At 50.9% G+C, this 25,664-nt stretch carries 20 protein-coding genes; 1 reads left to right on the forward strand and 19 read right to left on the reverse strand.

What is annotated here, in order from left to right:
* Positions 1 to 18: 18 nt before the first annotated feature.
* From AC3Y5R_RS00500 to tssB, 17 genes are all read right to left on the reverse strand, one after another.
* Complete coding sequence (locus AC3Y5R_RS00500) at positions 19 to 2,112, reverse strand: type VI secretion system Vgr family protein (RefSeq protein WP_489919916.1); 2,094 nt, start codon at positions 2,110 to 2,112, stop codon at positions 19 to 21.
* 101 nt (positions 2,113 to 2,213) lie between these two features.
* Complete coding sequence (locus AC3Y5R_RS00505) at positions 2,214 to 3,539, reverse strand: VasL domain-containing protein (RefSeq protein WP_489919679.1); 1,326 nt, start codon at positions 3,537 to 3,539, stop codon at positions 2,214 to 2,216.
* Positions 3,540 to 3,595: 56 nt separating this feature from the next.
* The gene (locus AC3Y5R_RS00510) at positions 3,596 to 4,075 is read right to left on the reverse strand and encodes an Hcp family type VI secretion system effector (protein WP_489919680.1); all 480 of its coding nucleotides are present in this window, start codon (positions 4,073 to 4,075) and stop codon (positions 3,596 to 3,598) included.
* 152 nt (positions 4,076 to 4,227) lie between these two features.
* Positions 4,228 to 7,755, reverse strand: a complete 3,528-nt coding sequence (gene tssM, locus AC3Y5R_RS00515) for a type VI secretion system membrane subunit TssM (RefSeq protein WP_489919681.1) — start codon at positions 7,753 to 7,755, stop codon at positions 4,228 to 4,230.
* Between the two features lie 31 nt (positions 7,756 to 7,786).
* On the reverse strand, positions 7,787 to 9,178 hold the full coding sequence (gene tssA / locus AC3Y5R_RS00520) for a type VI secretion system protein TssA (protein ID WP_489919682.1): 1,392 nt from the start codon (positions 9,176 to 9,178) through the stop codon (positions 7,787 to 7,789).
* 5 nt (positions 9,179 to 9,183) lie between these two features.
* Positions 9,184 to 9,843 (reverse strand): type VI secretion system-associated protein VasI, encoded by a 660-nt coding sequence (gene vasI / locus AC3Y5R_RS00525; protein ID WP_489919683.1) that lies wholly within the window; start codon positions 9,841 to 9,843, stop codon positions 9,184 to 9,186.
* The gene (locus tag AC3Y5R_RS00530) at positions 9,840 to 10,637 is read right to left on the reverse strand and encodes a Fis family transcriptional regulator (protein ID WP_489919684.1); all 798 of its coding nucleotides are present in this window, start codon (positions 10,635 to 10,637) and stop codon (positions 9,840 to 9,842) included. The genes vasI and AC3Y5R_RS00530 overlap by 4 nt, the downstream gene beginning before the upstream one ends.
* Positions 10,622 to 13,231 (reverse strand): type VI secretion system ATPase TssH, encoded by a 2,610-nt coding sequence (gene tssH, locus AC3Y5R_RS00535; protein ID WP_489919685.1) that lies wholly within the window; start codon positions 13,229 to 13,231, stop codon positions 10,622 to 10,624. The genes AC3Y5R_RS00530 and tssH overlap by 16 nt, the downstream gene beginning before the upstream one ends.
* 3 nt (positions 13,232 to 13,234) lie before the next feature.
* Positions 13,235 to 14,008, reverse strand: a complete 774-nt coding sequence (icmH, locus tag AC3Y5R_RS00540) for a type IVB secretion system protein IcmH/DotU (RefSeq protein WP_489919686.1) — start codon at positions 14,006 to 14,008, stop codon at positions 13,235 to 13,237.
* Positions 14,008 to 15,354, reverse strand: a complete 1,347-nt coding sequence (tssK, locus tag AC3Y5R_RS00545) for a type VI secretion system baseplate subunit TssK (RefSeq protein WP_489919687.1) — start codon at positions 15,352 to 15,354, stop codon at positions 14,008 to 14,010. The genes icmH and tssK overlap by 1 nt, the downstream gene beginning before the upstream one ends.
* 2 nt (positions 15,355 to 15,356) lie before the next feature.
* Positions 15,357 to 15,899 carry a type VI secretion system lipoprotein TssJ gene (gene tssJ, locus AC3Y5R_RS00550; RefSeq protein WP_489919688.1) on the reverse strand — a complete coding sequence of 181 codons (543 nt, stop codon included), beginning with the start codon at positions 15,897 to 15,899 and terminating at the stop codon, positions 15,357 to 15,359.
* Complete coding sequence (tagH, locus tag AC3Y5R_RS00555) at positions 15,896 to 17,194, reverse strand: type VI secretion system-associated FHA domain protein TagH (RefSeq protein WP_489919689.1); 1,299 nt, start codon at positions 17,192 to 17,194, stop codon at positions 15,896 to 15,898. Before tagH ends, tssJ begins: the two co-directional genes overlap by 4 nt.
* 16 nt (positions 17,195 to 17,210) lie before the next feature.
* Positions 17,211 to 18,263 carry a type VI secretion system baseplate subunit TssG gene (tssG, locus tag AC3Y5R_RS00560; RefSeq protein WP_489919690.1) on the reverse strand — a complete coding sequence of 351 codons (1,053 nt, stop codon included), beginning with the start codon at positions 18,261 to 18,263 and terminating at the stop codon, positions 17,211 to 17,213.
* Complete coding sequence (tssF, locus tag AC3Y5R_RS00565) at positions 18,227 to 20,035, reverse strand: type VI secretion system baseplate subunit TssF (protein WP_489919691.1); 1,809 nt, start codon at positions 20,033 to 20,035, stop codon at positions 18,227 to 18,229. Before tssF ends, tssG begins: the two co-directional genes overlap by 37 nt.
* Positions 20,035 to 20,475: a type VI secretion system baseplate subunit TssE gene (gene tssE, locus AC3Y5R_RS00570; RefSeq protein WP_489919692.1), complete on the reverse strand. Its 441-nt coding sequence runs from the start codon at positions 20,473 to 20,475 to the stop codon at positions 20,035 to 20,037. The genes tssF and tssE overlap by 1 nt, the downstream gene beginning before the upstream one ends.
* A gap of 6 nt (positions 20,476 to 20,481) precedes the next feature.
* The gene (gene tssC / locus AC3Y5R_RS00575; protein ID WP_489919693.1) at positions 20,482 to 21,963 is read right to left on the reverse strand and encodes a type VI secretion system contractile sheath large subunit; all 1,482 of its coding nucleotides are present in this window, start codon (positions 21,961 to 21,963) and stop codon (positions 20,482 to 20,484) included.
* 27 nt (positions 21,964 to 21,990) lie between these two features.
* Positions 21,991 to 22,488 carry a type VI secretion system contractile sheath small subunit gene (tssB, locus tag AC3Y5R_RS00580; protein ID WP_489919694.1) on the reverse strand — a complete coding sequence of 166 codons (498 nt, stop codon included), beginning with the start codon at positions 22,486 to 22,488 and terminating at the stop codon, positions 21,991 to 21,993.
* Positions 22,489 to 23,190: 702 nt separating this feature from the next.
* Between tssB and AC3Y5R_RS00585 the strand changes: the two genes are divergently transcribed.
* Entirely contained in the window at positions 23,191 to 23,709 is a 519-nt protein-coding gene (locus AC3Y5R_RS00585; protein WP_489919695.1) for an Hcp family type VI secretion system effector, read from the forward strand.
* 113 nt (positions 23,710 to 23,822) lie between these two features.
* Here the strand turns inward: AC3Y5R_RS00585 and AC3Y5R_RS00590 are convergent, their stop codons facing one another.
* Both AC3Y5R_RS00590 and AC3Y5R_RS00595 read right to left on the reverse strand, forming a co-directional pair.
* Positions 23,823 to 24,692: an aldo/keto reductase gene (locus tag AC3Y5R_RS00590; RefSeq protein WP_489919696.1), complete on the reverse strand. Its 870-nt coding sequence runs from the start codon at positions 24,690 to 24,692 to the stop codon at positions 23,823 to 23,825.
* A 63-nt stretch (positions 24,693 to 24,755) separates the two neighbouring features.
* Positions 24,756 to 25,505 (reverse strand): MipA/OmpV family protein, encoded by a 750-nt coding sequence (locus tag AC3Y5R_RS00595; protein ID WP_158784904.1) that lies wholly within the window; start codon positions 25,503 to 25,505, stop codon positions 24,756 to 24,758.
* Positions 25,506 to 25,664 lie beyond the last annotated feature (159 nt).

Here is a 25,664-nt window from a genome sequence, read left to right on the forward strand (position 1 = left end):
GATTAATAACCCCGTATCTCATTCATTTAACTGAATAGGCTCGCCTTTAACAAAAACTTGCGCTGCACTTTCTACCTGAATTGCCTTACCTTTGATTATCACCTCACCACCTGAACACAGAGTAATTGAAGCACCACCTCCAGTTGAGATGACGACATTGCCGGATTCTGAGATAATTTGAATATCATTTGTTACTGTCAGTACATCACTGTCCTTAACTGTCGTCTGCCGGAACTTTGTTATATCTGTTATCTGACCGCCCTTAATGGTGGTCGATTGGTCTTCTTTAACTGTGACTGTCTGGTTCTTACTTATCTCAACCGTCTGATCTTCTTTAACCCTTTCATAGTGATTTTTTGACACGGTCACTAACCGGTCGTTTGTTACTTCCAGCGTCTGATCATTGCCAATTTTCTCAAGCTGGTTATTACTAATGGTCTGTTTTTGATCGTTGGCAACGGAAATTATCTGGTCGTTACCTATTGACTGAGTTTGATCATTTCCTACATTTTCACTGTGATTATTGCCAACATTCGTTCCTCGATCGTTATTGACTTTAGTATTCATATCTTTTTGAGCATGCATCGATAACTCTTCTTTACCTTTTGCGTCCTCGAATTTCAATTCGTTATAACCATCGCCTTTATGTGTTTTTGATTGCAACGCCATCTGGGTTTTACTTCCCGGCAGTGACCCCGGCGGAATATTATTCGCATGATAAGTCCGGCCGGTAACAATAGGCTGATCGGGATCGCCATGAAGGAAATCCACCACCACTTCCTGACCGATGCGTGGAATAGCCAGCATTCCCCAACCCTGGCCGGCCCAGGGCTGTGTTACGCGGATCCAGCATGAGCTGTTATCGTTGCTCTGCCCGTAGCGATCCCACAGGAACTGCAGTCGGATGCGGCCGAACTCGTCACAGTAGATTTCTTCTCCTGGCGGTCCCACCACCATGGCAATCTGCGGGCCATCCATTGCCGGTTTGTTCATCGGCGCAGGACGCCAGGTTTGATTAGGCGGAATAAAGGTGAAGTGGTTGTATAGCACCGTTCCCTGCTCGCCAGATTCCTGCTCAAGCGCCTGAGGCTGCTTACCGCTGTGCTCCACACTCATGACCTGCCAGAGGTGGTTCAGATCGTTTCTGGGATGGTTGCTCAGACGGAATAACACTCCAGGTTGCAGAGTAAAGTCATTACTCTGTCCCTGACCAAGATTGGCGTCATTGCGCAGAGCTTCCAGCCGGTAACGGGTGAAATCCTGTCCGTGCTGTTCATCTTTAAAACGGCCCGGAAAATCAAAGTGCTCATAGTCAGCACGCTGATTTTGTAATTCCCCGGATTGTTTGCTGAAGGCGGCCTGCCAGTTGGGATTTTTAAAGGTGTAATCTTTCAGCTGTACTGATGCTGTCCGCACCTGTGCGCTGCGGGTGAAAGTGGTTACACACAACTCCTGCGCCTGAGCGGCGACATTCGGGTTATAGGGTAATGTGGCCCCTTTCGGCAGCGAACCCACATCATCGGCATAGACAATGGTGTTCTTGCCCATAGTGAATTCGAAGTAATAAAAGATGCCTTCCTCAGCCGTCAGCCGCTGAATAAAATCAAAATCCGACTCCTGATATTGCACGCAAAATTCACGCGCAGGATGTGGATTACGAAATCCGAAGGCGAAATCATTAATACCATTTTCTTTCAGCAAGGTGGTGATAATGCTTTCAACAGACTCCTGCTGGAAGATGCGCGAATTGCGCCGCAGTGTGGTACGCCAGAGCGCCGGACGGATCACCATGCTGTAGCGGGTTTGATGAAAACCGGTATCTCCCTGTTCAAAACTGGAGACCATGCCGGTGATATTGCGTTGCAGCACACAATCCCGCCAGATATATAAGGTCGCATCTTTATCCAATACTGCCGCAAAATCGACGGCCGGATCTGCGCTGGCCAGTCCAACACTTAACTCAAATGGTGAAGAGAGTGTTTCCGTCAGCGCAAAGTCCACCACTACGAATGTCTCCGGCGAAACACCGGACGAAGTAAGCGTGAATTTTAAGCCCCGGTGCTTAGCGGCGGCCTGACTGGTTGCCAGAGCAGCTATTTGCCCGCCACCCATCTCTGAAGATTTAGCAGAAGACATAATATTCTTCGGTGCTGAGCCAGCTTGATCGCTGGCTTTTTTATCGTCAGTAAACATATTTTTCTCCTTCCTGGACGTTAACGAGCAGTCTGGTCCTGCCTGGTTAATTGGTGATAACGGCTGAGTAATGCATTCCAACGGTCCTCTATCTGCCCGATCAGCAGGGGTGAAGCTGGCTGCCGCTGTTCGGTTGCAACTGACAGCTGGCGCAGCAACTCTTCCAGTGGAACTTCACGATTTAGTCCGGTCTGCATCTGATAAACTGCTGTCTTTAGCCACGAAATAGTCAGGCTGCCGCGCGCCTTCTCCTGTTCCAGTAATTTTTCCGACAGGGCCTGGAGTTGCTGCTGCAGACGGAAATAGCTGCTGTCGGCAATAACCTTGCCGTTACGGGCTTGCAACAGACGCTCCCAGCGCTGACTTTCCGCAATCTGTATCGGATCTGTCGGCCAAAGACGCCGGGCTGTTTCCACGCTGGTATCCGCCATCTTTAATCCAGCCAGAGGGGATATCTTTTCCAGGTTATTGAGTTGCTGACCATAGGTAGCCACCTGCGGATTGTTAAGCCACAGCATCGCAGCCCCTTCAGGCAGCGAAGACATCGACAGCAGCTGCTGTTGTAATGGTCTGATTTGAAATACATAAACGCTCAATGCAATCAGCAAGCTACAGAGAACGCCGTAGCCAAGCCCCCAGAGAGTGGCAAAGCGCCCGACCACTGGGGCACTCGCAACCTGCGCGACGTGAAGTGGCGGCGATTGTGACGCTTCATATCCGGCTTCGGGAGAAGAAAGATCTTCAGATTCCGGTGCTGGAGTCGCTAAATACACCATTGAGGGGATCAACGGCGTTGCAGTCTTTACAGGCGAAAGCGTCCTTTCCGCTTCCAGCCGTTTTACCGTGTTCTGCATCAGGCAAAGCAGGTTTTCGATGCGCGGAACACGTTTAAGCTCAACCTGCTGCAACTTATCGCAAAGTAGCTGTAGCGCCCGCTCTGCGCGATACACCAGCCGCAAATCATCCCTTCCGGAAGGGTGCTGACGTAACTGTGTGCTTACCCGGTTATTGAACCACTGCAGGATCTCTGTACGTGCAGCCTGTTGTTGCGGCCAAAGCTGCTCCCACTGGCTGACTACCATGCCAGCCAGCAGCTCGCACCCTTCGGTGAAACCTGCCTGCCCATCCTTATGGGTACGTGCCAGGGTGTAATAGACTGCGGTTTGCAGATCCACACCATTGGACGCGAATAATTGTATGGCCAGTGTTTCAATCCGACTCCAGTTCACTTCTGGCCGCGAAGGATGGTTAATTTTATTAATTTCTTCACGAATTGCATTGAATTCAGGGCAGTCACGGGGGTCCTGACCCGTTTTGATGATGATATGTTGTGAGATTTTATTCATATGTGCTCATCCTTAAGACCCTCCCGATAATAACTACCGCTTATTCAAGTTCCGAATTAATAAATTCTTTCATCCCAGATACTGTAGCCTGATGTTCCGGCAACATGATGTTTCCAGGTGATGCTTTTGTATTTTACCGAGACAGTCTCATAAGGCTGTTGTTCATTATGGGTGAGTGAATTTGGATAAACACTGGCAACATTGTTAATGACCGCGTCGGTAAGTTCAATGCTGTAATATTTTTCAAGCCCCCCATCACGCGCGGTTCTGTAAAAATCAAAATTACATTCTAATAGCTCGTTGTTTGATATAGCCATACCAAACAAAGGTGAAGATTTATCAATAGCTTTTATAAACTTTACGGGATGATGACTAACATTTTGTTCGCGAGTCAGGTCATGTTCAAAAGAGTAAACCAATATCTCATTTTCATGCCCTGACTGATATTTATTCCCAACAGAATCATAAGTTGAGCAACCGGAGGATATCAGCCCCTGACTTTTTCCTTTTACTGTTAAATATATGACATTTGACATGCTATTCTCCTTGCACTTGAAATTGATAACAGCAAACAGAATGTGCCCGTAAAGATTTATCCAAACGGGACTTTCCTTATTACCCATCTGATAATTCACGCAGTGCTAATATCCATTAACCAGAAATATATCCGGTTCAGCCGTTACTGGAATTAATACAACGTCTCCGGCAGAGAAAATTGACTGAACAACCCACCGGCAAAGGGGTTATCAGACTCGTCCACATGGATGCGATAGGTCATCTCCCCACCCTCAACTTTGAAACGGACATCGAATGAGTTTGTTCCCACGTTGGTCAGCTCACCGGCGTTAATCAGACGCAGCTGAGCCCAGGGACCGGTGAAGCTGATCGAACGCGGTGATTTGTTGCTTTCGTCCGGGATCAGCGTCACTTTACTTTCCACTCCCGTACGCATCGAATTTGGCCAGACCAGATGCACCACGCTACTGCGACCATGTGCATAATCCAGCAACTGGCCGTCCAGGTTCAGCACGCTACGACGTTTGTTGCCACTCAGCGTAACCGGTTCTATGGCGAACTGGGTTCCCAGTCCGTTTTGCCCGGAGAAGAACGTGTCACGGATCTTCCGGGCCAGCGTCAGCTGCTGCAACACATCCGGGCGAATCAACAATTGCCCGTCGTTACCACTGCTGAGATTATTTTCCACGAATGGTCTGAGGTTTTGCTTGTAGAAGGTGGCGAGCGTTCCCTCAGGACCGAAGAATCGTTCGAATTCGCTCAGCGGTACATCCTGTTTAGCTTTCGGATCAAAGGGATAACGTCCAGCCAGATAGGTTTGGTACTGCCTGAACACCGTATCATTCCACTCCACCTCCAGCGACTGAATAGCCTCCATCATCACCACACGCCAGGCCTGTTCAGCCAGTTCCCCCACCCAGCGATTCAGCGGTTCTGGCAGATTTTTTGCCTGCTGCTGAACTTCAAAAATCGGGTCGCTGTTATTCTGATCAAGGCGTAAATGAACCGCCTTCATCGCCGCTTTGCCGGGTACTGGCGAATTCTGAATCGCTAACAGATAGCGGTGTAGCGCGGTCAGTTTTTGATAGACACTCTGGATAATGCTGCCTTTATCACCGTTTTCCACCAACACAGATGTTTCCGGCGCAAATTCACGATGGATACGAGCCAGCAACTGGTAATCTGGCTTCTGCACTGCCTCCTGAAGCTGTTTGCCTGCCAGTGCCTCAGGCAAAGCCGGGACCAGAGTGTTATCACTCAATGTCTGTAACGCCCGGCGGAAGGGTTGCTCACCGCTAATCACCTGCTCGATGGCCCCGATCGCCTGCGGCAGATCGTTTAGTTCACTGACTGAAAGATTATTCATCGCTGCCCGCCAGGTGGCGGTATAGTCGCCGAGATACAATTCAGTTACCTTGCGCTGAATTTCTTTTCGGTCTGCCTCGCTATATTCGACATTGCTGGTGAGATTGAGTACCCAACTGTCCATGACCGTCAGATCTACCAACTGATCGTTCTGTTTCGCGAAGTAATTTTTTAAACCATTTACCGTCAGTAACTGCGGGATGGTCAGCAGCCGATCGTTACCGGAGATAAATACCTCATCAAAGCTGGCGCCAATCTGATCGCGCAGGTTCAGAGACGGTGGCAACACATCCTGCGCCTTAATTCGCAGGTTCTGATAGACCCGCTGATAAATAGACAGTTTACTTAACTCACGCTGCGCGCTCTGTATTGGCTGGAGATAAGGCACAAAACTTCTGATAGCAAATTGATCGCCTCTTTCACGGGCGGCATGCCAGTCTGTATGGTTGAGTGCATAGTCGAGGTGGCTCATCAGCTGCTGCTGCAGTTCTCGTTGCCCGGTAAATTGCTGGCTCCAGCGATCCCTCATATATTGCTCAACCAGCGCGATATTGCGGCCGCTGCCATCTTCCAGCATTCGCATCACCCGCAGAATTTCGAGCTTATCCTCACTGCCTGCCGGTGCCGCATTCAACTGTTGCAGCAAACCGCTCATTAACGTTGGAACAAAACGTTGCTGCAACAACTGCAGGTAAGTGCCCTCAACATAGGGGCCGATATTATTGCCCTGATACAACCCCATATCAGCAAAAAAGATATTTTTGTCATGATAATTACCGTATGCCAGCGTGGCGTCACGGATAGGATTCAGCAAAGGCAGCTGCAGATTTCCATAGCGGTCATCACCGTCCGGGATCGGAATGGCAAGGAACGTTTTAGCCTGCGTGAGGACCTCTTCTCCGGCACGAAAGTTAATCTGATAGTAATAATGCCAGCAGCTCCATAGCATCAACGCAACCAGGCCGCCCGCGCCAGCAATAATGTTCATCCGCCTGAGGGCAACAGCCTGCCAGACTGTATTTTCACTCGCCAGATTCGGCTCGGCCAGCAGGACCTGATTAAACAGGTCCCGGGTAAAATAAGGGGTCATTTGTGCGGCAGGCCAGGTGGGGAACGCCTGCGGCGCAAGGTGATATTGCACGGCGGCTGACTGGGTAAAAACATCATCCATCTGACCGCTCTGTTGTGATGAGGTAAGATAAACCCCGCGCAATAATGGCTGCACGTGCTCACCGCTATACAGGATCCCCTCCAGCAACTGAACCACGTAATCCTGTGCTCCCTGCATCTGACGGGTGAAACTAAACAGCTGGCTGCGCTGTCCAGCTTCAACGCTACTGAGCATCATATCCGGCATTGCACCGTTCAGCTGCGCGATCCATTGCTGCCAGAACTGCTGTAACTCCTGACGCCAGCCGTCTGCCACGCCGGGGCTGAAAGTCACCCCTAAAATCTCCTCACGCTGCGTTTTATCCAGCGTCTGATACATCGCACCGAATCCATACAGCAAATCCAGCTTCGTCAACACGACATATAACGGCAACTGACTGTGCAGGGTCAGCCGCACATCCTGTAAACGCTGATGAATGCAGGAAACATAATTTTCCCGCTGAATTTTATTCGCCGTCAGTAACTGATGAAAATCAACTGTGAGGATCAGCCCGTTAAGCGGCTGGCGCTGGCGATGTTCAACCAGCCATGCCAGCAAGCCCTGCCATAGCCGGCCGTTAAGCGCGGCTTTACCGGCACCAGGGCACAATGGTTGCTCAATCAATTCGCCCGCAGGATCGATAATCACCGCCTTCTCACCCAACCAGCAGTGGACACGGACTTCGGCTGCGTCTTCCCTGTAGCTCTGTTCAGGCCCCGCAATCTCACTGAGCTTCACACCTTCTTTGATCAGCGTACTTTTGCCGCTTTTCTCCGCCCCCACCAGCATGTACCAGGGCAGGCAATACAAATACGCCGTCCTGTTAAGGTGCTTTTGCAGCTGCTGAAGCCAGACGTCGAGATAGCGATCCTGCCGCTCGATGTCCACCAGTAGCGGATCCTCAACCTTTGAGTTTGCCTGTAGCTGCAGATGCTCCAGATGTTGTACACGTCTGATCGCCTTCAGCGTCAACCAGCATATTGCCAGCAGCACAACAATAGCGGTCACCAGCCAGCGGCTGATTAATGTCGCCAGCGGATGGCTGTCCCGCACCTGCCATCCCGGCCCGTATACCCAGACCAAGAATAAACCTGCGCAGGCGAGCAGCGCGATAATCACCGGCACAGAGGCCTTAAAGCGTGGAATAGCGGGTTTCGCAAAGCGAATAAAAGACGGCAGTTTCATGCGGTAATGCTCCTGTTCCCTTCCCTGGCGATCACAGTTTGTGCAGCTGCCGCTTCTCTTCCAGCAGTGCTGTTAACGTGGGTTCCCATGCGCTTAGCTGCAATTGCTGAGCGATCTGTAACAAGCTGTGGTATTGCTGCTGCGCCAGCGTCGTTAAACCTGCTGTTTCGAGCAGTTGCGCACTTTGCAGTTGGTGGTAGAAACGATCCCTGGGTTGGTATTGGCTGGATTGCCGCTCCAGCAGCTGCAACGCGGCTTCCAGTCCTTGCTGTTGATAGCATTCCCTGATTTCATCCTGTTCAATGGTATTACTGCTTCCCTGCCCCCTGGTCTCCTGTCTTAACCAGTCGCTGGACTCAGCCGAAAGAAATGGCGTCATATTGCTAAAAAAGAGCTTTTTCAAAGCCGGTAAGCGCGTTAAAAAATCGTTGAGTTCATCGCGGATTGCCCGGGCGATATTTTCATGACCCAACCTGAGGGCGATTTGCGCGGAAAGCAGATGTCCGTCAAACCAATATGGTGCCAGAGTCAGGCTTTGTTCCACCTGCTGCCACAAAGCCATGTCAGCTGTAGCCATCCTCGCCTGATACTCTGCCGTACGGTCTGCGGAGACCGCTGCTAATGGCGTTCGGCCATCGACCTGTGCCACAGGAGGGGCGATTAAACTCCCCCAGATGGCATAACGACGCAGGCGAAAACCCATTGCAGCCTGAGGTTGCTGCTCACTAATCAGATCGGCCATTTTTAACAGCGTCTGCCGCCAGGCTTTATCGCTGGAATGATCAAGCTTCAGTTCAGCCAGGGGAGCAGACTCCGAAATTGAACCTGGCACAGTGCTGACCAGCAGGCTGGCTTCCCCGGCGGTCGCAATCTCAAGCACGGGCTCGGGTTGCCCGGCATATCGACTCCGCAAACCGTCCACCTCTTTAGCCAGCTCAGCTTCGGTGCTGTGCCAGACCTGAGCCAGATGCGCCAGCAATCCCTGCATAGTCTCGCGCTGCTCATCACTGGCTGTCTGAGAAAAACTGCCGCTGGCAAGAGCAAAACGTTTGAGGATTTGTTGGGCAAACCGCCGTTTCTGCAATGGATTTTGTGGCCAGGCGTCAGTCCAGAAGTTCCGGATATAACTGGTCAGCAGCTCTACGGCAAGGAGTAGTTCATCTGGCTTCCCCGCATGTTGCAAAGTACGCAACAGATGCGTCAGCAAACGAACATCCTTACTTTTCTCTGCCAGCAACTTCAGCGTTCTTTGCTGCAAATCGGGGATATCCAGCGTGGCGTGGGTCAGTGAACCTAATTTGACCATCTGACCGTCGAGATATTCCCATTGTGGATCGTTATCAGCCAGCGGCTGCCGGGTTTGTTCCGCCGTTAATTGCGCCAGCAACAGTGACTGCCAGGGATGTTGTGAAGTGATATCCATTGTCTTCACCAGTGGCAAGCGGCACGCAGCGGTTTTAATGCCTGCGCCAGTTGTGAAATGTTAAATGTCAGGTGAGGAAAACCACTCCCCGTCCCTTCAATTTCCAGCGTTCTGGCGGGTATCAACCGCTTTATTTCGTCAATTCCTGCCAGTCCACGGCTGGACTCCAGTAAATAACCATTTTCACGCAGGAACCACTGCACGCTAAACCGATCTTCATCTGCGCTTAACGTCACAACGCCCTCTTTCTGCGGAGCAGCCAGCGCAATCTGCAGGCGGGTAATATTGTCGATACAGCTCAACATCAACACCGGTCGCGGCGGCGGCACTCCCAGAGCAGGAGTAGTCACCGCCACCACCGGGTTCGGTCCTTCTCCGGCAGTAATCAGGAATATCGTCGAGTGATCATTACGTCCCTGCTCCTGATTCATCGCTCTTTGCCAGGCTGGACCAGCAACTCTCGACTCCGGCCGGGTTCCGCTATCCGGCAACAGAGCGTTGTCGTAGCATTCCAGCCGCACCAGAGGTGAATTCTCTGCACGGCATAGCATGACCCGTGCCAGCTGATTCAGCTCCCCATTTGCCGGTGGTACAGTGAATGACTTCAGCCAGGAAAAATCCCCCGGCGAAAGCAACAGCGTGCCAATGACAAGCCAGATATTCATAGGCTGCACCTGTATTTCGCAAAACGATATAGCAGGGTTCGCACCGAAATCCCCAGGCTTTCGGCGATGCGTTTCTTGTCGTTACCATAAAGGCGCTGACGCTGGAGCAGTACAGCATATTCGAAGTCCTCAATCGCCTCTCCCAGATCCTCAATTTTACTGTAATCCTGGGATAATCCCGGCGCTGCGCGGGCATCAGCGGTGCTGAGCGTCATCAGCAATTCATCCAGCTGCTTCTCTCGCTGCTGTTGCGCTTCAATCACCGAACGAATTTGGCTTAGCTGTGCCCGCAGGTGATCCAGCTCCTGAAGTTTATTGAGACGATGCTGAAAGACCTGGCAGTAAACGCCAAACATGCCTTTCGTATCCGCATAACGTTGGATATCACCGGCAAAAACGGCAATGACGCCGCAGGCACTACCCTGTACATCGAACAACGGCAAAGCATAAAGACCACAGTCAACAGGCAGTCCCTGAACCAGCCCGCGAAAAGCCTCATCTTCAATGCGCACTCCCTGAGACAGGGAGATCCACAATTCGGGTAAGCCCTTACGCAGCACCTGCACCAGTGGATGATTGCTGTCTTCGATATTGGCATTCAGCTTCTCAATGGCTGGCAGGTTGGCATCGGGCTGCCGAAAGCAGTCGAGATGCCCTTCACTGGCATTGAACAACCCCACGATCAGGGCACTGAACCGTTGCCGCTGGTGATTTACCGCCAGAAAATCAAGGACCAGTTGCCCGACAGAATCATTTTCCAGCAGTGACAGCATGCTTTTCAGTCGTTGCCGCATAGCGTCTCCTCAACCTGAGCGGTAAAGGCGCTTCCTTCCACCGCAAGCCGGATGTGGCTGACGGCTTTTCCCGCCGCTATTTTTTGCAGCAACAGTAAGGAAACCGGCGGTAATAGTGCCCCATCGATAATCGATTCGAGCATCCGCGCGCCATTTTCAGCACGGGTGGCCCGCTGCAGGATTTCCTCATTCACTTCCGGCGCTATCTCCACTTCGGCGCTGAAGCGCTGGCTGAGGAGATCATCCAGCCGCTTGAGTTTGCTGAAGATAATGGTTTGCAGCGTTTTTCTGTTAAGCGGCAGATAAGGCACCACTTCCATCCGGGCCAGTAGCGCAGGTTTGAAGAAAGCGGCCAACTCCGGATAAAGCAGCCCGGTAAGCTGTTCCGGCTCTCCGGCATGTTCGACAATCGTCTGATAGCCGAGGTTGGATGTGAGGAAAAACACGATATTTTTGCAGTCTATGATCCGGCCTTCACCATCAGCCAACTCACCTTTATCAAAAGCCTGATAGAAAAGATTAAGCACATCCGGATGGGCCTTTTCGACCTCATCCAGCAGCACTACCGAGTACGGTTTCTGGCGGATAGCCTCGGTCAGCACCCCTCCTTCACCATATCCGACATAGCCGGGCGGAGATCCGATCAGACGTGAGACAGTGTGTTTTTCCTGAAACTCAGACATATTGATGGTCGTGAGATACTGGCGGCCGCCATATAACAGTTCGGCGATTTGTAAAACGGTCTCCGTTTTCCCCACACCGCTGGGCCCGACCAGCAGAAAAGCACCCATTGGTCGCCCGGGTCGCCGTAAATCGGCTCGCGCAGTCAGCATGTGTTGATGCAGACAACGGATTGCCGTCTCCTGACCTTTAATCTGCTGCTCAAGGAAAAACGGCAGCTCAGTCACCACGGCAAGTTCACTTTGGCTCAAACGGTTTAACGGCACGCCGGTCCATTCGGCAATCACTGCAGCTATCTGCTGTTTGTCGACGTGAGGAGAAACCAGCGTCTGGTGCTGCTGCAACTGCTGCAACTCATCATCCAGCCTGCTCAGGCGTGCCACCTGCTCATCAGTTGCCGTTCCATCCTGAGTCAGTAAAATCGCACGTAGCGCCACAATCTCCTGCACCAGTAGCTGCTGCTGTTGCCAGCTGGCATGCAACGTGGCCAGTTGCTGTTCAGCCTCTGCGCGCTGCAGCCGCAATGCTGACAGCCGTTCGTCCGGGTGATTCAGATTAAGGCGTTGTTCCCGTTCGAGTATTTCAATTTCCATCGCCTGCTGATGCAGTCCTGTTTTTAGCGCAGAGATCTGGCGCGGAGCTGAGCTCAGATTGATGGCCACCCTGGCCGCCGCCGTATCCAGCACATCAATCGCCTTGTCCGGTAGCTGGCGCCCGGAAAGATAACGACCGCTGAGAGTGGCCGCGGCCTGCAAGGCCCCATCATCAATCAGCACACCGTGCGCCTGCTCATAAACAGTACGCAGCCCACGCAGGATCACCGTCGCCTCTTTCACGCTGGGTTCAGAGACCATTACCCGTTGGAAGCGACGTGAAAGTGCGGCATCTTTCTCGAAATACTTTTTGTATTCACTCCAGGTTGTGGCGGCAATCGTTTTCAGCTCTCCCCGCGCCAGCGCAGGTTTGAGCAGGTTGGAAATATCCAGTCCTCCCTGCTGATTTCCGGCACCAATCAACGTATGCGCTTCATCAATAAACAGAATAATGGGAACCGGCGACTCAGTAATTTCCGCCATGATGGCCTTGAAGCGTTTCTCAAACTCACCCTTCACTGCCGCACCAGCCTGCAACGCACCTAAATCCAGCGTCATCAGCTCGCTGCCACGCAGTTTTTCCGGCACCTGGTTATCCACGATGCGCAGTGCCAGCCCTTCGATCAGCGCGCTTTTCCCTACACCAGCCTCACCCACCACGATCGGATTATTTTTGCGTCGACGGCAGAGAATATCGATCATCAGGTCGATCTCTTCATCACGGCATAAAACCGGATCCAGCCCTCCGCTACGGGCCTGCAGAGTCATATTGCTGGCATAGCGGGCCAGCAAATTTTCACCGCTGGTCACCGCGGTTTTCCCCGTCCCCTTTTCTGTCAGGGGATTTTCAGCTGACGCTGCGGTCCAGTCTGCAAAATTCTGCCGCAGCAGTTCGCGATTAACCACGGAGAGCAGCTGGCTTGCCGCTGGCGTCAGGTAGCGCAGAGGACTTAACAGTAAAGTGAGCAGCATGACGCCGCTGCGCAGGCGATCGTGTGACATCTCGGTGGAAGCAAGCAGCCAGCTGTCCTGCAACCACTCCACCAGTAAAGGTGAAAAACTGGGATAGGCCTGGGTGACAGGCTGCAGATTGGGTATGCGTTGATCGAGTAATTCTCGCAGTTCCTCCCCCTCCACACCGCTTTGGCTCAAAATCAACCTGACATCACTCAACGGTGTGGCGCTCATTTGCAGCAATACCTGCGAGACGGTAATTTCAGCCTCCTGCTGGCTGACACAGCGTGCCGCAGCCGATTCCAGCGCATGGCGCGCAATGGGATTGAGGCAATTTACCAGCGCGGGTAAGTCAATCTGGATCATCTTTTAGCTTCCCTGGCTTAATAGATTGTTTAGCTGCTGCAAAATATCGAGAGACTGATTGTGCAGACGGAGGGCATAAAACAGATACACCATCACCAGCAGGGCGAAACCGCTCCACAGCAATTGTCGGATGCTAAGGCGTTTTTTCAGTAAATAGCGGCCGCCTGACTGAGCGTGTTTCTGGTGCAATACGGTGGCTGGCGCTTCACCCCGCAGCTGATGTAACTGATGGTGCAACCGCCGGAACAGTTGCCCGAACTCATCACTGTGTTGCAATGTCACTTTGTAGCGGCCGCGATAGCCAAGGCAGAAACAGAGATAAATAAATTCCAGCAAATCCTGGTAGCGCCTGGCTTCTCCCATCAGTCGTTCCAGCAGGACATAAACTTTCTCTCCACCCCAGGTTTCATTATGAAAATGCACCAAAAGGGATTGCTGCACCCAGCCATTTTGCGTATCCCAGCCATGCCCCAGAGCCGTTTCATCAATGAATGTACAGAGTACATAACGGAATGAGACGATAGCGCCCGGCTCATAACCTTTGGTCTGCAACAGTTGTTCAATAGCACGAATGTCTGTCACCACCTGTTGATACAGCTGGTCCGGCAAAGGCTGGTTTTCCATATCCTTCAAACGCAGCACCATCCCTAGTAATGGCGTGGCAGCATCCACCATCGCATTCAGGCTCTCGCCTCGTAGCGGAAGCTGGTATTGCCGGTAGTCAGCCACTTGTTCTTCTGCCGGTAGCAGACTGTCGGTACTCAGTTCTCTGTTCATCAGCTGCTCCTGATCGCCCAGAACTGCATATCCAGTTCAGGAAAATCGCCCGAGACGTGGAAAGCGATGGCATTACTTTGCTGGATTTCCTGCCAGGCTGGGCTTTGCCGATCCAGTCTGAAATAGGTATAACCGGAGTGGTAAGGCAGTTGACGTGGAGCGGCAGCAAGAGCAACCAGCGGTACGCCTGGTAACTGGATGCTGACAAGGTCGCGTATCTTCTCCAGGGTAGTGATTTTAATTTGCTGTACCAGCTGACGACGCAGCTGTTCCTGAGGCAGTTGCGCACGGACCGCCAGCACGAATTCGGCACTACGCAACAGGTCGGGATCGTTAATCGTCGCCACCCGAATGCCATGAGCCTGCAAATGCAACTGAATCGACACCGCTCTGGGAGTCAGAACCGTGCTCAACGCCTGTCGCATCGCCAAAAACAGGGGCTGAAAACTGTCGGTAAGATTGTCATGGTTATACACCGGGAAGATCCCCGCCAGACGGGACTCATCAGTGAAAGTACGCAACTCACCGCAGGTCTGCACCAGCTGGCGATAAAAATCCCGGGGATGCACAATCGCCTGATAAGCAAGATGGGTGTACACAGGCTGTTCCCGGTTAAATACCTGCAGCATCATAAATTCTGCCACGTCGGCTATCCCCTGTTGACCCGGCGAACCAATCCGCTTCGCCAGCAGCCGGGCCCGCTCCACCAGCGTGCCTTCCACTTCGTCCATAAAGCTCTTCAACTGGTCAGACACACCGATTGCAGTGCAGGTTGGAATGAACTCTTCCTCCAGGATTAATGAACCGTCGGGGCGTTTTTCTTTGATGCGACAGAGCGGCAGTACGGTCCAGGCGCTGAGATCTTCAGAACCCTGCATTAACCGGGGCGCCAACTGTGCCAGCAGCAGTTGGCTGACATCTCCGCCATCGGTATGCAAGTCGCGTACGTCATCAGCCTGTTCGCAGTATCGCAGTGTTCCCGCCAGAGGACTCTGCGCATCAGCCATCTCATTAACAGCCTCAGTTTGCATCGGCAGGGCCAGAAAAATCTCCCGACTGGCTGCATCATTGCAATTCAGAACATCCAGAGGCCTGGGTGCACGATCCTGAAAGGGAATATCAAATACCGTTCCGTCAGCCAGAGTTCCACTGGCCGAACTCAGGCCTATTCGTCCCAGTTTCAACAGCTCCTGATTAATGACCAGCGTGCTGAAGCCATAGCTGTAATCCTGGAGCGTGGTAATCCGGCGATGCAGTTGATAGTCGTTATGCCTTTGCTGCTGCTGGAAATGCTGCGGCTTGATGAACAAACCTTCGCGCCAGATCACTCTGTTCCTTGTTGGCATGGTTACTCTTCCTCTTTCCTAAGGTCTATTTCCCCGGATTTAACGTGGATCAGGACGGCATAGTGATAGCCAGTCCCCTTGATTTTGACGATCTTCTTCCATTCACTTCTGTTGGCATCGGCATACCAGGCAATCACCGCCAGATAACGGTTTTTCTCTTCAAGTACAATCGGCGACAGCGGCTTATATTGGTCGGGTAACAGGGTGTAATCCTGATGATCGATATAATTCTTACCCAGTGTTTTTTCTAACTTCTCACTCTCGAGCTGGTCATAATCAGCCGCCAGTAATCTGGAGTCTTCGCTCAGATACACAACTGCAATTTCAATGGGGGCAGCTTCGCCTTCCTCAGTAGGATTGATATCCGGATCGGCCAGCAGTGTCAGCCGTACCGTTGATTGCTGATCGGAGGCCTGTCCAACCTGGATATCCGGATCCATCATCACCTGCCCCATTTTTTTGCTGGCTTTCCAGACTGAACAACCCGACAGCGAGAAGACCATACAGAGCATGCCAATCAGCAGGTGACTTCTGCGGCTGCTCATTGTTCACTGTCCTTCATCCCCTGCCGCAGCGCATGGTCATAGGCCTGCTCATACACTTCACCAAACAATTTTTCGAAGCCTTGCTGGCGGCTTGAAGAGAGTTCCTGATAGTAGTTTTTGTACATTTCCCAGGCCCAGGCTGCGTCACCTGACTGACGCTCACTGCTGCGCAGATATTGCGCAAACCGCGTCAGCAGCCGATCCGGCGAAAAGGCTTCCAGTATGGTATCCAGTGCCTGAGCAATAGCCTGCTGATTAGCCTGATGATGCAGCCGCAGGTTATGCAGGCACTCGGCAACCGCCGCAGGGGCAGAAAGATGAACCGGGCTTTTTTGATCGGCAAACAGCAGGCTGAGCGTGGTGTGATAATCCATATTCAGGCGCAGCGGATTGTCTTCAATCGGCCGCAAATGTTTATCCCGCAGACCATGCTGGCTACGCTGTAAAGCCAACAGACCTTCGAGGGCCGCTTTTAAGGTTTTGCCGATCTCTTCAAGCAAATCATTGGCTTCCAGACTGTTACGTATTGGCAGCTGGGCAGAAACGCCACGCATTAACGGAGCGATCGCGACATGAAGCTGCGTCATTTCCAACTCTGTCGGCTCTTTTTCATCAGCGCAGAAACTGGCTGGCGGCAAATCTAAAAAAGGCTGATCCATGGTGCTGTCCCTTGCAGTATCAGAAAGTGGGGAAGGAAAAAGCGGAACGGAATAGCTCTCATGGTGCGCAGGCTTACCGGCAGAAGTTGCGACAAGCGATTCACTCATCGTCAGGCTTTCAGTTTCCAGAGCCTGTAAAGGATCGTTGCTGAAACTGTCAGCAATGGTGGTGGCCAGATAGCCCTCCGGCCTATGGTGAGATCGCTGCACTGGCACAGCTTCCATCATGGCATCCAGTGGATTGCTGTGGCTGGAAACCAGTGACTCTGGTGAGACTGTTAGCGGATCGACTTCTTCCAGGGCTGAACGATTGAGATGACAGCGGATAACCAGATGATCCAGCGCGATTTCATCCCCCTGCTGGAGGCGGACCGGAGCAGAGTTCACTGTCAATAACGAGTGATTGACAGTGACGGAGTCCTCTAATATACGCAGACAATAAGAACCATCACGCCATTCAATGGCAAAGAGTGAAGGACTTATGCTGCCTTTTTGATCCTGAACTGACCAGTGATGGCTGCCGCTACTGCCCACGGTTCCGCCGTCGACGTTAAACAAGCGGCAGGGTTGTTTACCGCTTTCAAGTTTATCGCTGTTTACTACCCGTAAAGAGAGCGTGGGCTGAGGTTTATCCATGGTTCCGGTTCCCTTGTTATTCCATAACGCTAAGGGTGACGTATGCCTTTTGCTCCGGATGCCCGAGAAAGCTCGTCCAACCCAAAAGAGTATTTTCTGGCGATCCCAGCAGCATGCCTTCAACCTGCTTTTCTGCCAGTCCCAGACGTAAATCCCATGCAAATTGATCGCGCATAATAAAAGCAACAAACATCACCAGCGGTTTATAGTTGGTGCCGTCCGGTAAAAATGACAAAAATTGCTCCCGCGTAAGCTGATTAATACACAGTAAAAATTTGCCGCTGCGATCGGCAACCTGCGAACCGATGGAGAAATTCACGCCCAGCACCGTTTTTTCCTGATATTTTCGGCCGGAATACTTCGCTCTGCTGCCCAATCGGTTCTGCTGCTCTGGCGCAATTTTGACTTTACGCAGCTGCCAGTTATGCAGAGTGACATCAGGTAAGTTGAAACAGTGCGAAACCAGGCTACAAATCACCTCAGGCGACCTGCCAGGGTTTGCCAGCAATCCGGCATAAGCCAGCATTTTGCAGTGGTTGATCTGCAACTTGTCCCGCACAACCTCGCTGCCTAATCCCACCAGCGCGAACATACGCTGGGAGAAAACATCATTACCGGCACCGTCAAAACAAATGTAATAGCGATATTTACGCCAGATTTGATGCAACAGCGTTATCAGCCGGTGATTAAAGACATTCAGGAAATCGGTCAGACGGTTTTCATTCTGAGCATCTTCCCAGGCCAGCGAATCAAGGTAATAACCGGGCAGTGGCGACTGGCTACCATGCAACCCGAGAAAAGAGACTTCCAGTTCAAACTGGCCGCTGTCAGAAGTCCGAAGTGCAATAACGTCCCTGGAGGGGAACGCCAGGCTGGCGGTTGATTTGAAACGGATGGCCTCCCTGGCTAATCCGGACGTACCGTCGGAATTCTGGCACGCTACCGCCATTTGATTGAGTAGCTCAACCAACTGAAAAAATTGATATCGTGAAACATCCGGCACCAGCTCTTTAGGTGCCACCTGACCATCCTCTACATCAATGCATGCTGCCCCATCTGTACCGGCCATTCGTAACATTCCTGATTGTCGGGATTGATGACTTTTAAAAGGTGAAATGCGTTTACGCTGGCATACAGAGCAAAGAAACGTGCCAGTACCGAGCTGAAGAGATAAAGCTCACCCTCGGAGCCAAAAGCGGTTTGCTCCAGCCAGAGAGTGGTTTGTAAACCCCTGACCGGCAGTCCGCGGAATAACCTGTCTACAGGTTGGGTTTCAATACGCTGGATCGCATCGAGTTTTTTTTCCGATGCTCTGGCGGACTGCCGATTGTGTAAGGCCGGGAAATCATAGGTTTGCAAAATTTGCTTCAGCGCATCTTTATCCAGCAAGGAGAGATAGTTCAGCGACATATTAGAAAGCAGCGACCAGTGCAGGCTGCCATCCAGTGCCGGATAGAGCGGCACTGAAGGTCGGGTAATATTGCGAAAAGTGGCAAAGGAAGGGCTGTCTTTCGTTAACTGACTGATATCCCCCACGCGAAGAGAAAGGGGTAATTCCCGGTTAGTGCAGGTCAGGCTGACCGAAACATTTTCTTCCGCCAGCGTCAGGGCTGACTCATCGCCACGGACAAAGGAGATAAAATGTTCGAAGCCTTTACGGAACAGCCCGTTCCTGATCCGTAACCGGTAATAAAGGGTGTTCCTCGCGTGGGCATTTTCAAACTGATGATGAAAGCTCTCGAACGAGGCATAGACTCTTTCCTCGCCCCGCGCACGTCCCTGGCGCGTCTGCTCTTCACTGAGCCAGCTGTCGACACGATCCACCGAGAAAATGTCATAGCGGTCCGGATCGGTGTAGCTGGCGCACAGAGGATATTCCGTTCTCCGACCGTCAAGCTCGATCGCTTCACTGTCGTGCCGGAACAGATTCACCGCAGGCGCACAGTTGAGACGTAATGTGGACGGCCGGATTTTAACATCGGCAGGGAGTGAGCGGGAAAAATGAAGGTTAATAGTGAATTCCCTGGCATTCAGATGCGCAGGGAAATCGATAACCCCACTGACATCAAAAAACAGAAAGCCTTCAGAAAAACAGAAATACTCCTGCAGAATACGATAGCCAATATAGGCATTTTTAGGGTAAGGCAGCAGTGCATCATCGCGTTCAAAACCCACCGGATTAAAGTCGAAATCCGGCATCGGCAACGTAACCCCGTTAACAACAATCTCAGCCGTTGAAAAATAATGATTAATCCAGAAATAAAGCTGAGTACTGGAGTACTGATCCTCACCAAGATAAAACCGCAGCTTATCCAGCTTCAGGCCCTGCAGGTTGAGATCGGTACCGGCTCTGAAATGCAGGCTTAGAATCCCCTGCTCGTTACTGTTATTGACGGTAATATTGACAATGCTCATCGGGAACAACCAGACATCCCGGCTTAAGGTAAAAATACATTGCGTCCCGGCAGAAGTTTCATTATTTTTCTGTGCCTCCGGCTTAACAGCCACGCTTAATAACTGCTTGCCGCGCTCAATCAGCGTCGCTTCCGTTATCACACTGTCATTTGGCGTATATTCAATAATAGTCATACTGGGGACAGGCCGGAGATAGTTCGGCCATAGCATCGTCAATAAACCATGAGTCAGTTCGGGAAACTGATCATCTATTTTCGCGCGCAGATTGCCAGTCAGAAACGCAAAACCTTCCAGCAGTCTTTCAACATCCGGGTCTGAACCCTGCTCGGATAAAAAAGCGGCTAAATGTGGTCGTTCGGCCGCAGCTTCACGACCAGATTTTCGCAAATAGTCGAGTTCATCCCTGAAATACTTTTCGAACGACATTATGCATCCTGATTAAGGCAGTAGCGCTGGTTATTATCTAACTGAATATTGAATTCGACCATATCATCCATATTGTCGAAATCAACCTGAGCGCTGATATGAAAACTTAACACCAGTGGATCGTTATCATTAGCTAAAGACTGGACTTCAACGGGAGAAATCCTTGGCTCATAATTATCGATACACTCCTTGATAGCCTGTTCAATGCTTTTCCTGAAATCAGTGGTTGTTGCTGTCGCGTCATTCAGATCGATAACTCCCAGGCTAAACGCACTCTGGCATGCACCGGGACGTGAGTTAAGCACTTCGTTAAGATGCTGTTTAATTGAATTTAAAAGCGCATGCGTCCGTTTGTCAGAGGAAGGCTTGCTGCCCTTCCCCTGGATCCGCTCAAATAAGCTGGCAGAATCCCCTCGCGTCCAGTTGAGCAGCGCAGCCATTGAGTATTATTCCTTATCAAGACGGCCAACCAGCGAGAGTTCAAAACTGGCGCCCATATATTTAAAATGTGGCCGCACCTGCATCGCAACCTGATACCAACCCGGATCGCCTTCTACATCCATAACCTGGATCTGTGCGGACCTCAGAGGGCGACGGCTGCGCACATCAGTCGGTGGATTTTCCTGATCGGCGATATATTGTTTGAGCCAGATATTGAGTTCACGTTCAAGATCCTGGCGCTCTTTCCAGGAGCCTATCTGTTCACGCTGCAGGACTTTAATATAATGAGCCAGCCGATTGATGATGAACATATAGGGTAATTGCGTTCCCAATTTATAATTGGTCTCCGCCATTTTCCCCTCGCGAGTATTGGGGAATATTTTCGGTTTCTGAACTGAATTAGCAGAGAAGAAAGCCGCGTTATCGCTCCCTTTCCGCATGGTAAGAGTAATGAATCCCTCTTCTGCCAGTTCAAATTCACGGCGATCGGTGATCAACACTTCAGTCGGGATTTTGGCCTGAATCTGCCCCATGGCTTCATAAAGATGAACCGGCAGATCGTGAACTGCACCGCCACTTTGCGGACCGATGATGTTAGGACACCAGCGATATTTAGCAAAGCTGTCGGTCAGGCAGGAGGCCAGCAAAAACGCAGTATTCCCCCACAGAAAATGCTCATGTTCCTTGCTGACATCTTCATAATAATTGAAGTTTTTAATCGGATTTTCGACAGTTGAATAAGGCAAGCGCAGCAGGAAACGTGGGGTAGTCAGGCCCAGATAGCGGGAGTCCTCTGACTCACGCAGTGCCCGCCATTTGGTATGGGCAGGCCCTTCAAAGACGGATTTAAGATCCTTGATGGCAGGCAGTTCCGTGAAGCTTCTGATACCGAAAAAGTCAGGTGCAACGCTGGAGAGGAACGGCGCATGCGCCATTGCACCAACGGCACTGACATACTGCAGCAACTTCATATCCGGAGTGCTGTTATTGAACGCATAGTTGCCGATAATCGCAGCTGTCGGCTCTCCGCCAAACTGGCCATAGCCCGCAGAGTAAACATGCTTATAGAAACCTGACTGGATAATCTCCGGCGAGAACTCAAAATCCTCCAGTAACTCTTCTTTAGTGACATGCATAATGTTGATTTTGATATTTTCACGAAAGTCAGTTCGATCAACCAACAGCTTAAGAGAGCGCCACGATGATTCTATTTCCCGAAACTCTCTGGCATGCAGGATTTCATCCATCTGTGCACTGAGTTTTTTATCGAGCTCAATAATCATTCTGTCAACTAACAGTTTATTGATCGGCTCTTCGTTAGCGCCGGTGTCCAGAATACTGGCAATAAAAGCTGCAACGCCCTGCTTTGCCACATCATAACCGTCATTTCCCGGCATCATCCGCGTCTGGGACATAATTTCATCAAGCAGCAGCGTTGGGCTGGCAGTACCTGCTGTTAAAACGGCATCTTCTTCTTGTAAAGACATACGCAAGACTCCTTGTTTACCGCTCGATTATTTTTGATTAATAACATCCAATTCTTTCAACAGCTGTTCGCGCATCTCTTCATTACCCAGCAGTTCCTGCAGGCGAGAGCGGAAAGCAGGAATATTTCCTAATGGCCCTTTTAAAGCCACTAGCGCTTCACGCAATTCCAGGATTTTTTTGAGTTCAGGGACCTTTTTAGCCACATTATCAGGCGAAAAATCTTCCAGTGAATTAAAAGACAAGGTAACAGGCATGTCGTTCTGCTCATTCCCTTCCAGCTGATTGGGTACGTTAAATGTCAGATTTATATTGGCTTCATTCATCACTGCGTTGAAATTATTCTTATTGACAGAGACAATCTGACGCTCCTCAATCGAACTCTCCTCCCGCTTGCCTTTCAAATCCCCTACAACCAGTAAGTTCAGAGGTAATTCAACTTCAGCAACTTGATCGCCAGTATTGGGAACATACTTGATATTTATTCTTTCCTTGGGAGCAACACTGCTTTGCTTACTTTTACTCATAACACGTCCTTTTAGCCACGAAAGTGATGTCAGCTAATTTCCTTATTACAGGCCATAACTGGCACCAGCCACAATGAGGAGCAGGTATATTCAGTTCAAAAAACTGTCCACTACGGTAACCGAACCAGACCAACGGATAGGTTGAAGACTATAATTCTGAAGACATTCGCTTTCCGAAATAATCCGGAAGATGAAAAATACTTAACAGTGCTAATCATTAGCGTATCGATTGAGAGAATTCCTATATCACGTCAGTTATCTACGGATATCGTCTACGATCTTTACCCTGAAAGTCTATATGCTGACCTCAATTTTTCGATCTTATTCTGTTAATGTGATGCTGTTGGCAATTTGAGTATGATCACATTTAAAATAACAGTATGATTTTAATTTTCCATTAAAAACATAAAATTACGTTATTGAATTCTCTAAGAACGTGAAATAAGTGTTGCAGTTAAAGTATGTGCTAACCATAAAACCAATATTAATCACTAATTACGCAAAAATTATAATATTTATCTCTAAGCCTGTTCAGGGGGAGTTATAGTCCTTACAGAATAGCCCTGGCTCCCGCCGCTGAGGGTGCTTATAGTCATCCTGAAAGTGTCGTTACGGAGCAAGTTGCACTCATACCTGACTTAAATGGACAGCAGAGGTGACTCGCATATAGTCGAAAGATGCAAACAATCAAGGATAGTTAAAATGCCAACTCCAGCTTATATTGCCATTACCGGCAAAACTCAGGGGAATATCACCTCAGGGGCTTTTACCGCAGAATCAGTGGGCAACATTTACGTTGAGGGCCATGAAGATCAGATGCTCGTGCAGGAATTTGAACATATTGTCACTGTACCTACAGACCCACAGTCAGGTCAGCCTTCAGGTCAGCGTGCACATAAACCCTTTCGTTTTACCGTCGCCTATAATAAAGCTGTCCCCTTGCTGTATAACGCCCTGGCGTCCGGAGAAATGTTGCCAGAGGTGGAATTAAAGTGGTATCGCACCTCGGTTGAAGGTAAACAGGAGCACTTTTTTACCACCAAATTAGAAGATGCCACGATTATCGACATCGATTGCAAGATGCCACACTGCCAGGATGCGGCAAAAGCGGAGTTCACGCAACTGGTTCGGGTCTCTCTGGCTTATCGTAAGATCAACTGGGAACACACCACCGCAGGAACTTCAGGTGCTGACGACTGGCGGGCACCTATCGAGGCGTAAGTTGTTCCACGTTCCGGCTTTTCCGGGGAGTAGAATGACTTTATTCTCAATGCAACAACAACGCTCCGGACTGGTTTAGCGCGGGGCGTTCTTGCATTAATGATTTATCGATCTCAAACCACATCCAGCGGCATTTTGCGTTCTGGCGGCGGGAAAGCCTGATTGATCAGCGCAAGGTCTTCACTGCTCAACACCACCTCCAGCGCCGCAGCATTCTCTGCCACATGCTGAACCGAACTGGCTTTTGGAATAGCGATGACCCCTTCCTTACGGATGACCCAGGCCAGCAGCAGCTGCGCCACGCTTATGCTCTTTTGTTGTGCAACCTGCCGCAGGATCGAGTTCTCCATCAGGTCGCGCCGGAGCCGGCCAGCCTGAGCCAGCGGGCAGTAGGCCATCAACGGGATCTGTAACTGCTGGCAGTCAGGCAGAAGATCGTATTCGATTCCCCGTGATGCCAGATGATAAAGCACCTGATTGGCAGCACAGGCATATCCGCCCTCTTCGGCAAGCAGTTCTGCCATATCATCACTGTCAAAATTGGAGACTCCCCAGCGCAGAATTTTGCCGGATTGTTGCAGAGCTTCCATCGCACTGAGGGTTTCTTCCAGCGGCACATTGCCACGCCAGTGCAGAAGATAAAGATCGAGGTAATCAGTTTTCAGACGGCGCAAACTGCGTTCGCAGGCTTCCACGGCATCCACGGCTCCGGCATTCCAGGGGTAAACTTTCGAGACCAGCCATGCATCGTCTCTGCGTCCCTGCAACGCCTCGCCCACCACTTCTTCTGCACCGCCATCTGCGTACATTTCAGCGGTATCGATCAGCCTCAGCCCTTTATCCAGCCCTGACTGCAACGCCGCCACCTCTTGTTTACGCTGGCTGACATCTTCACCCATATACCAGGTGCCCTGACCGATTGCCGGCAGGCTGCTGCCACCGCTAAATTCTACCGATTTCACAATTGCATTCTCCTGCACCATTTCAGGTCACCACAATCATGCAAAAGGGCGCAAAGCGCCCTTTTTTAGTGCAGTAATTGCAGATCAGAATGTGTAGCTGATTCCTGTCCACACTGCGACCTGGGAATCGCGATCAACCATTGGGCTGTTTTTCACTTCGCTGCTCAGTCGAGTGTAACGTCCTGAGAGCGTGGCATTCCAGTTCTGGTTAATCGACCACGCGGCCGTCATTTCCAGATAAGGATTCCAGCTGTCATCCGCTTCATAGCTGCCAAGGCCGCTGCGACGGGATTCCGCTTTGGAAACACCATAATAATAGTCATTCTGGTTTGAACTGCTGTACAGCGCACCGATACCCGGCGTCAGACTGAAGTCCCCCATCTGGAAGCGGTAAAGATAGGCCAGATCCCACTGATAGCCGTCGCTGTTGCCTAACATATCCCCAGCCAGCACGGTCCTGACGATGCCCCAGTTAGCCACGTGGCGATATGCCAGACCTCCCATCAGCGTCATATGACGATTATCCAGCTTTTTCAACTGCTTATTTTTGGTATCGTCAGTATTGAAGTTCTGCGGCGACCCCAGAATGGTCAGCGACAGCTGATCCTGCTGGTCTTTCCACAAATAGTAGCCAGCCTGCAGACTGTGCAGATAGAAGCTGTCACCGTCATAGTTAATCAGCGGAACCGGATAGTAACGCCCTTCGCCACCTTTATAAGGACTCTGGCTGTAGATGACGGAAGCACCCAGTGTTAAAGGGTTGGCATGTGCCAAAGTGGCAGAAAAACAGGCCGGTAAAAGCACGGCGAGCGCAGTAACTTTGAAATAGTTCACAATTTATTCATTCCATAAATATAACAATCAAGTCAGGCAGTTTAACAGCCCGGACGCCATTGATTAAAAGTTTACACGGTCTGTAGCACTCAGAATCAATTTTCAGACCGCCCGGCGCCCCAGCGATTGTACTGGCTTATTTACAATTTCCACGCAGCC

This window comes from Erwinia sp. 009765445, assembly GCF_058137865.1.

Excerpts from the sequence above, each read along its gene's own strand:
- AC3Y5R_RS00500 (WP_489919916.1), bottom strand. The coding sequence starts at position 2,112 with ATGGGTGGCGGGCAAATAGCTGCTCTGGCAACCAGTCAGGCCGCCGCT.
- AC3Y5R_RS00505 (WP_489919679.1), bottom strand. The coding sequence starts at position 3,539 with ATGAATAAAATCTCACAACATATCATCATCAAAACGGGTCAGGACCCC.
- AC3Y5R_RS00510 (WP_489919680.1), bottom strand. The coding sequence starts at position 4,075 with ATGTCAAATGTCATATATTTAACAGTAAAAGGAAAAAGTCAGGGGCTG.
- tssM (WP_489919681.1), bottom strand. The coding sequence starts at position 7,755 with ATGAAACTGCCGTCTTTTATTCGCTTTGCGAAACCCGCTATTCCACGC.
- tssA (WP_489919682.1), bottom strand. The coding sequence starts at position 9,178 with ATGGATATCACTTCACAACATCCCTGGCAGTCACTGTTGCTGGCGCAA.
- vasI (WP_489919683.1), bottom strand. The coding sequence starts at position 9,843 with ATGAATATCTGGCTTGTCATTGGCACGCTGTTGCTTTCGCCGGGGGAT.
- AC3Y5R_RS00530 (WP_489919684.1), bottom strand. The coding sequence starts at position 10,637 with ATGCGGCAACGACTGAAAAGCATGCTGTCACTGCTGGAAAATGATTCT.
- tssH (WP_489919685.1), bottom strand. The coding sequence starts at position 13,231 with ATGATCCAGATTGACTTACCCGCGCTGGTAAATTGCCTCAATCCCATT.
- icmH (WP_489919686.1), bottom strand. The coding sequence starts at position 14,008 with ATGAACAGAGAACTGAGTACCGACAGTCTGCTACCGGCAGAAGAACAA.
- tssK (WP_489919687.1), bottom strand. The coding sequence starts at position 15,354 with ATGCCAACAAGGAACAGAGTGATCTGGCGCGAAGGTTTGTTCATCAAG.
- tssJ (WP_489919688.1), bottom strand. The coding sequence starts at position 15,899 with ATGAGCAGCCGCAGAAGTCACCTGCTGATTGGCATGCTCTGTATGGTC.
- tagH (WP_489919689.1), bottom strand. The coding sequence starts at position 17,194 with ATGGATAAACCTCAGCCCACGCTCTCTTTACGGGTAGTAAACAGCGAT.
- tssG (WP_489919690.1), bottom strand. The coding sequence starts at position 18,263 with ATGGCCGGTACAGATGGGGCAGCATGCATTGATGTAGAGGATGGTCAG.
- tssF (WP_489919691.1), bottom strand. The coding sequence starts at position 20,035 with ATGTCGTTCGAAAAGTATTTCAGGGATGAACTCGACTATTTGCGAAAA.
- tssE (WP_489919692.1), bottom strand. The coding sequence starts at position 20,475 with ATGGCTGCGCTGCTCAACTGGACGCGAGGGGATTCTGCCAGCTTATTT.
- tssC (WP_489919693.1), bottom strand. The coding sequence starts at position 21,963 with ATGTCTTTACAAGAAGAAGATGCCGTTTTAACAGCAGGTACTGCCAGC.
- tssB (WP_489919694.1), bottom strand. The coding sequence starts at position 22,488 with ATGAGTAAAAGTAAGCAAAGCAGTGTTGCTCCCAAGGAAAGAATAAAT.
- AC3Y5R_RS00585 (WP_489919695.1), top strand. The coding sequence starts at position 23,191 with ATGCCAACTCCAGCTTATATTGCCATTACCGGCAAAACTCAGGGGAAT.
- AC3Y5R_RS00590 (WP_489919696.1), bottom strand. The coding sequence starts at position 24,692 with ATGGTGCAGGAGAATGCAATTGTGAAATCGGTAGAATTTAGCGGTGGC.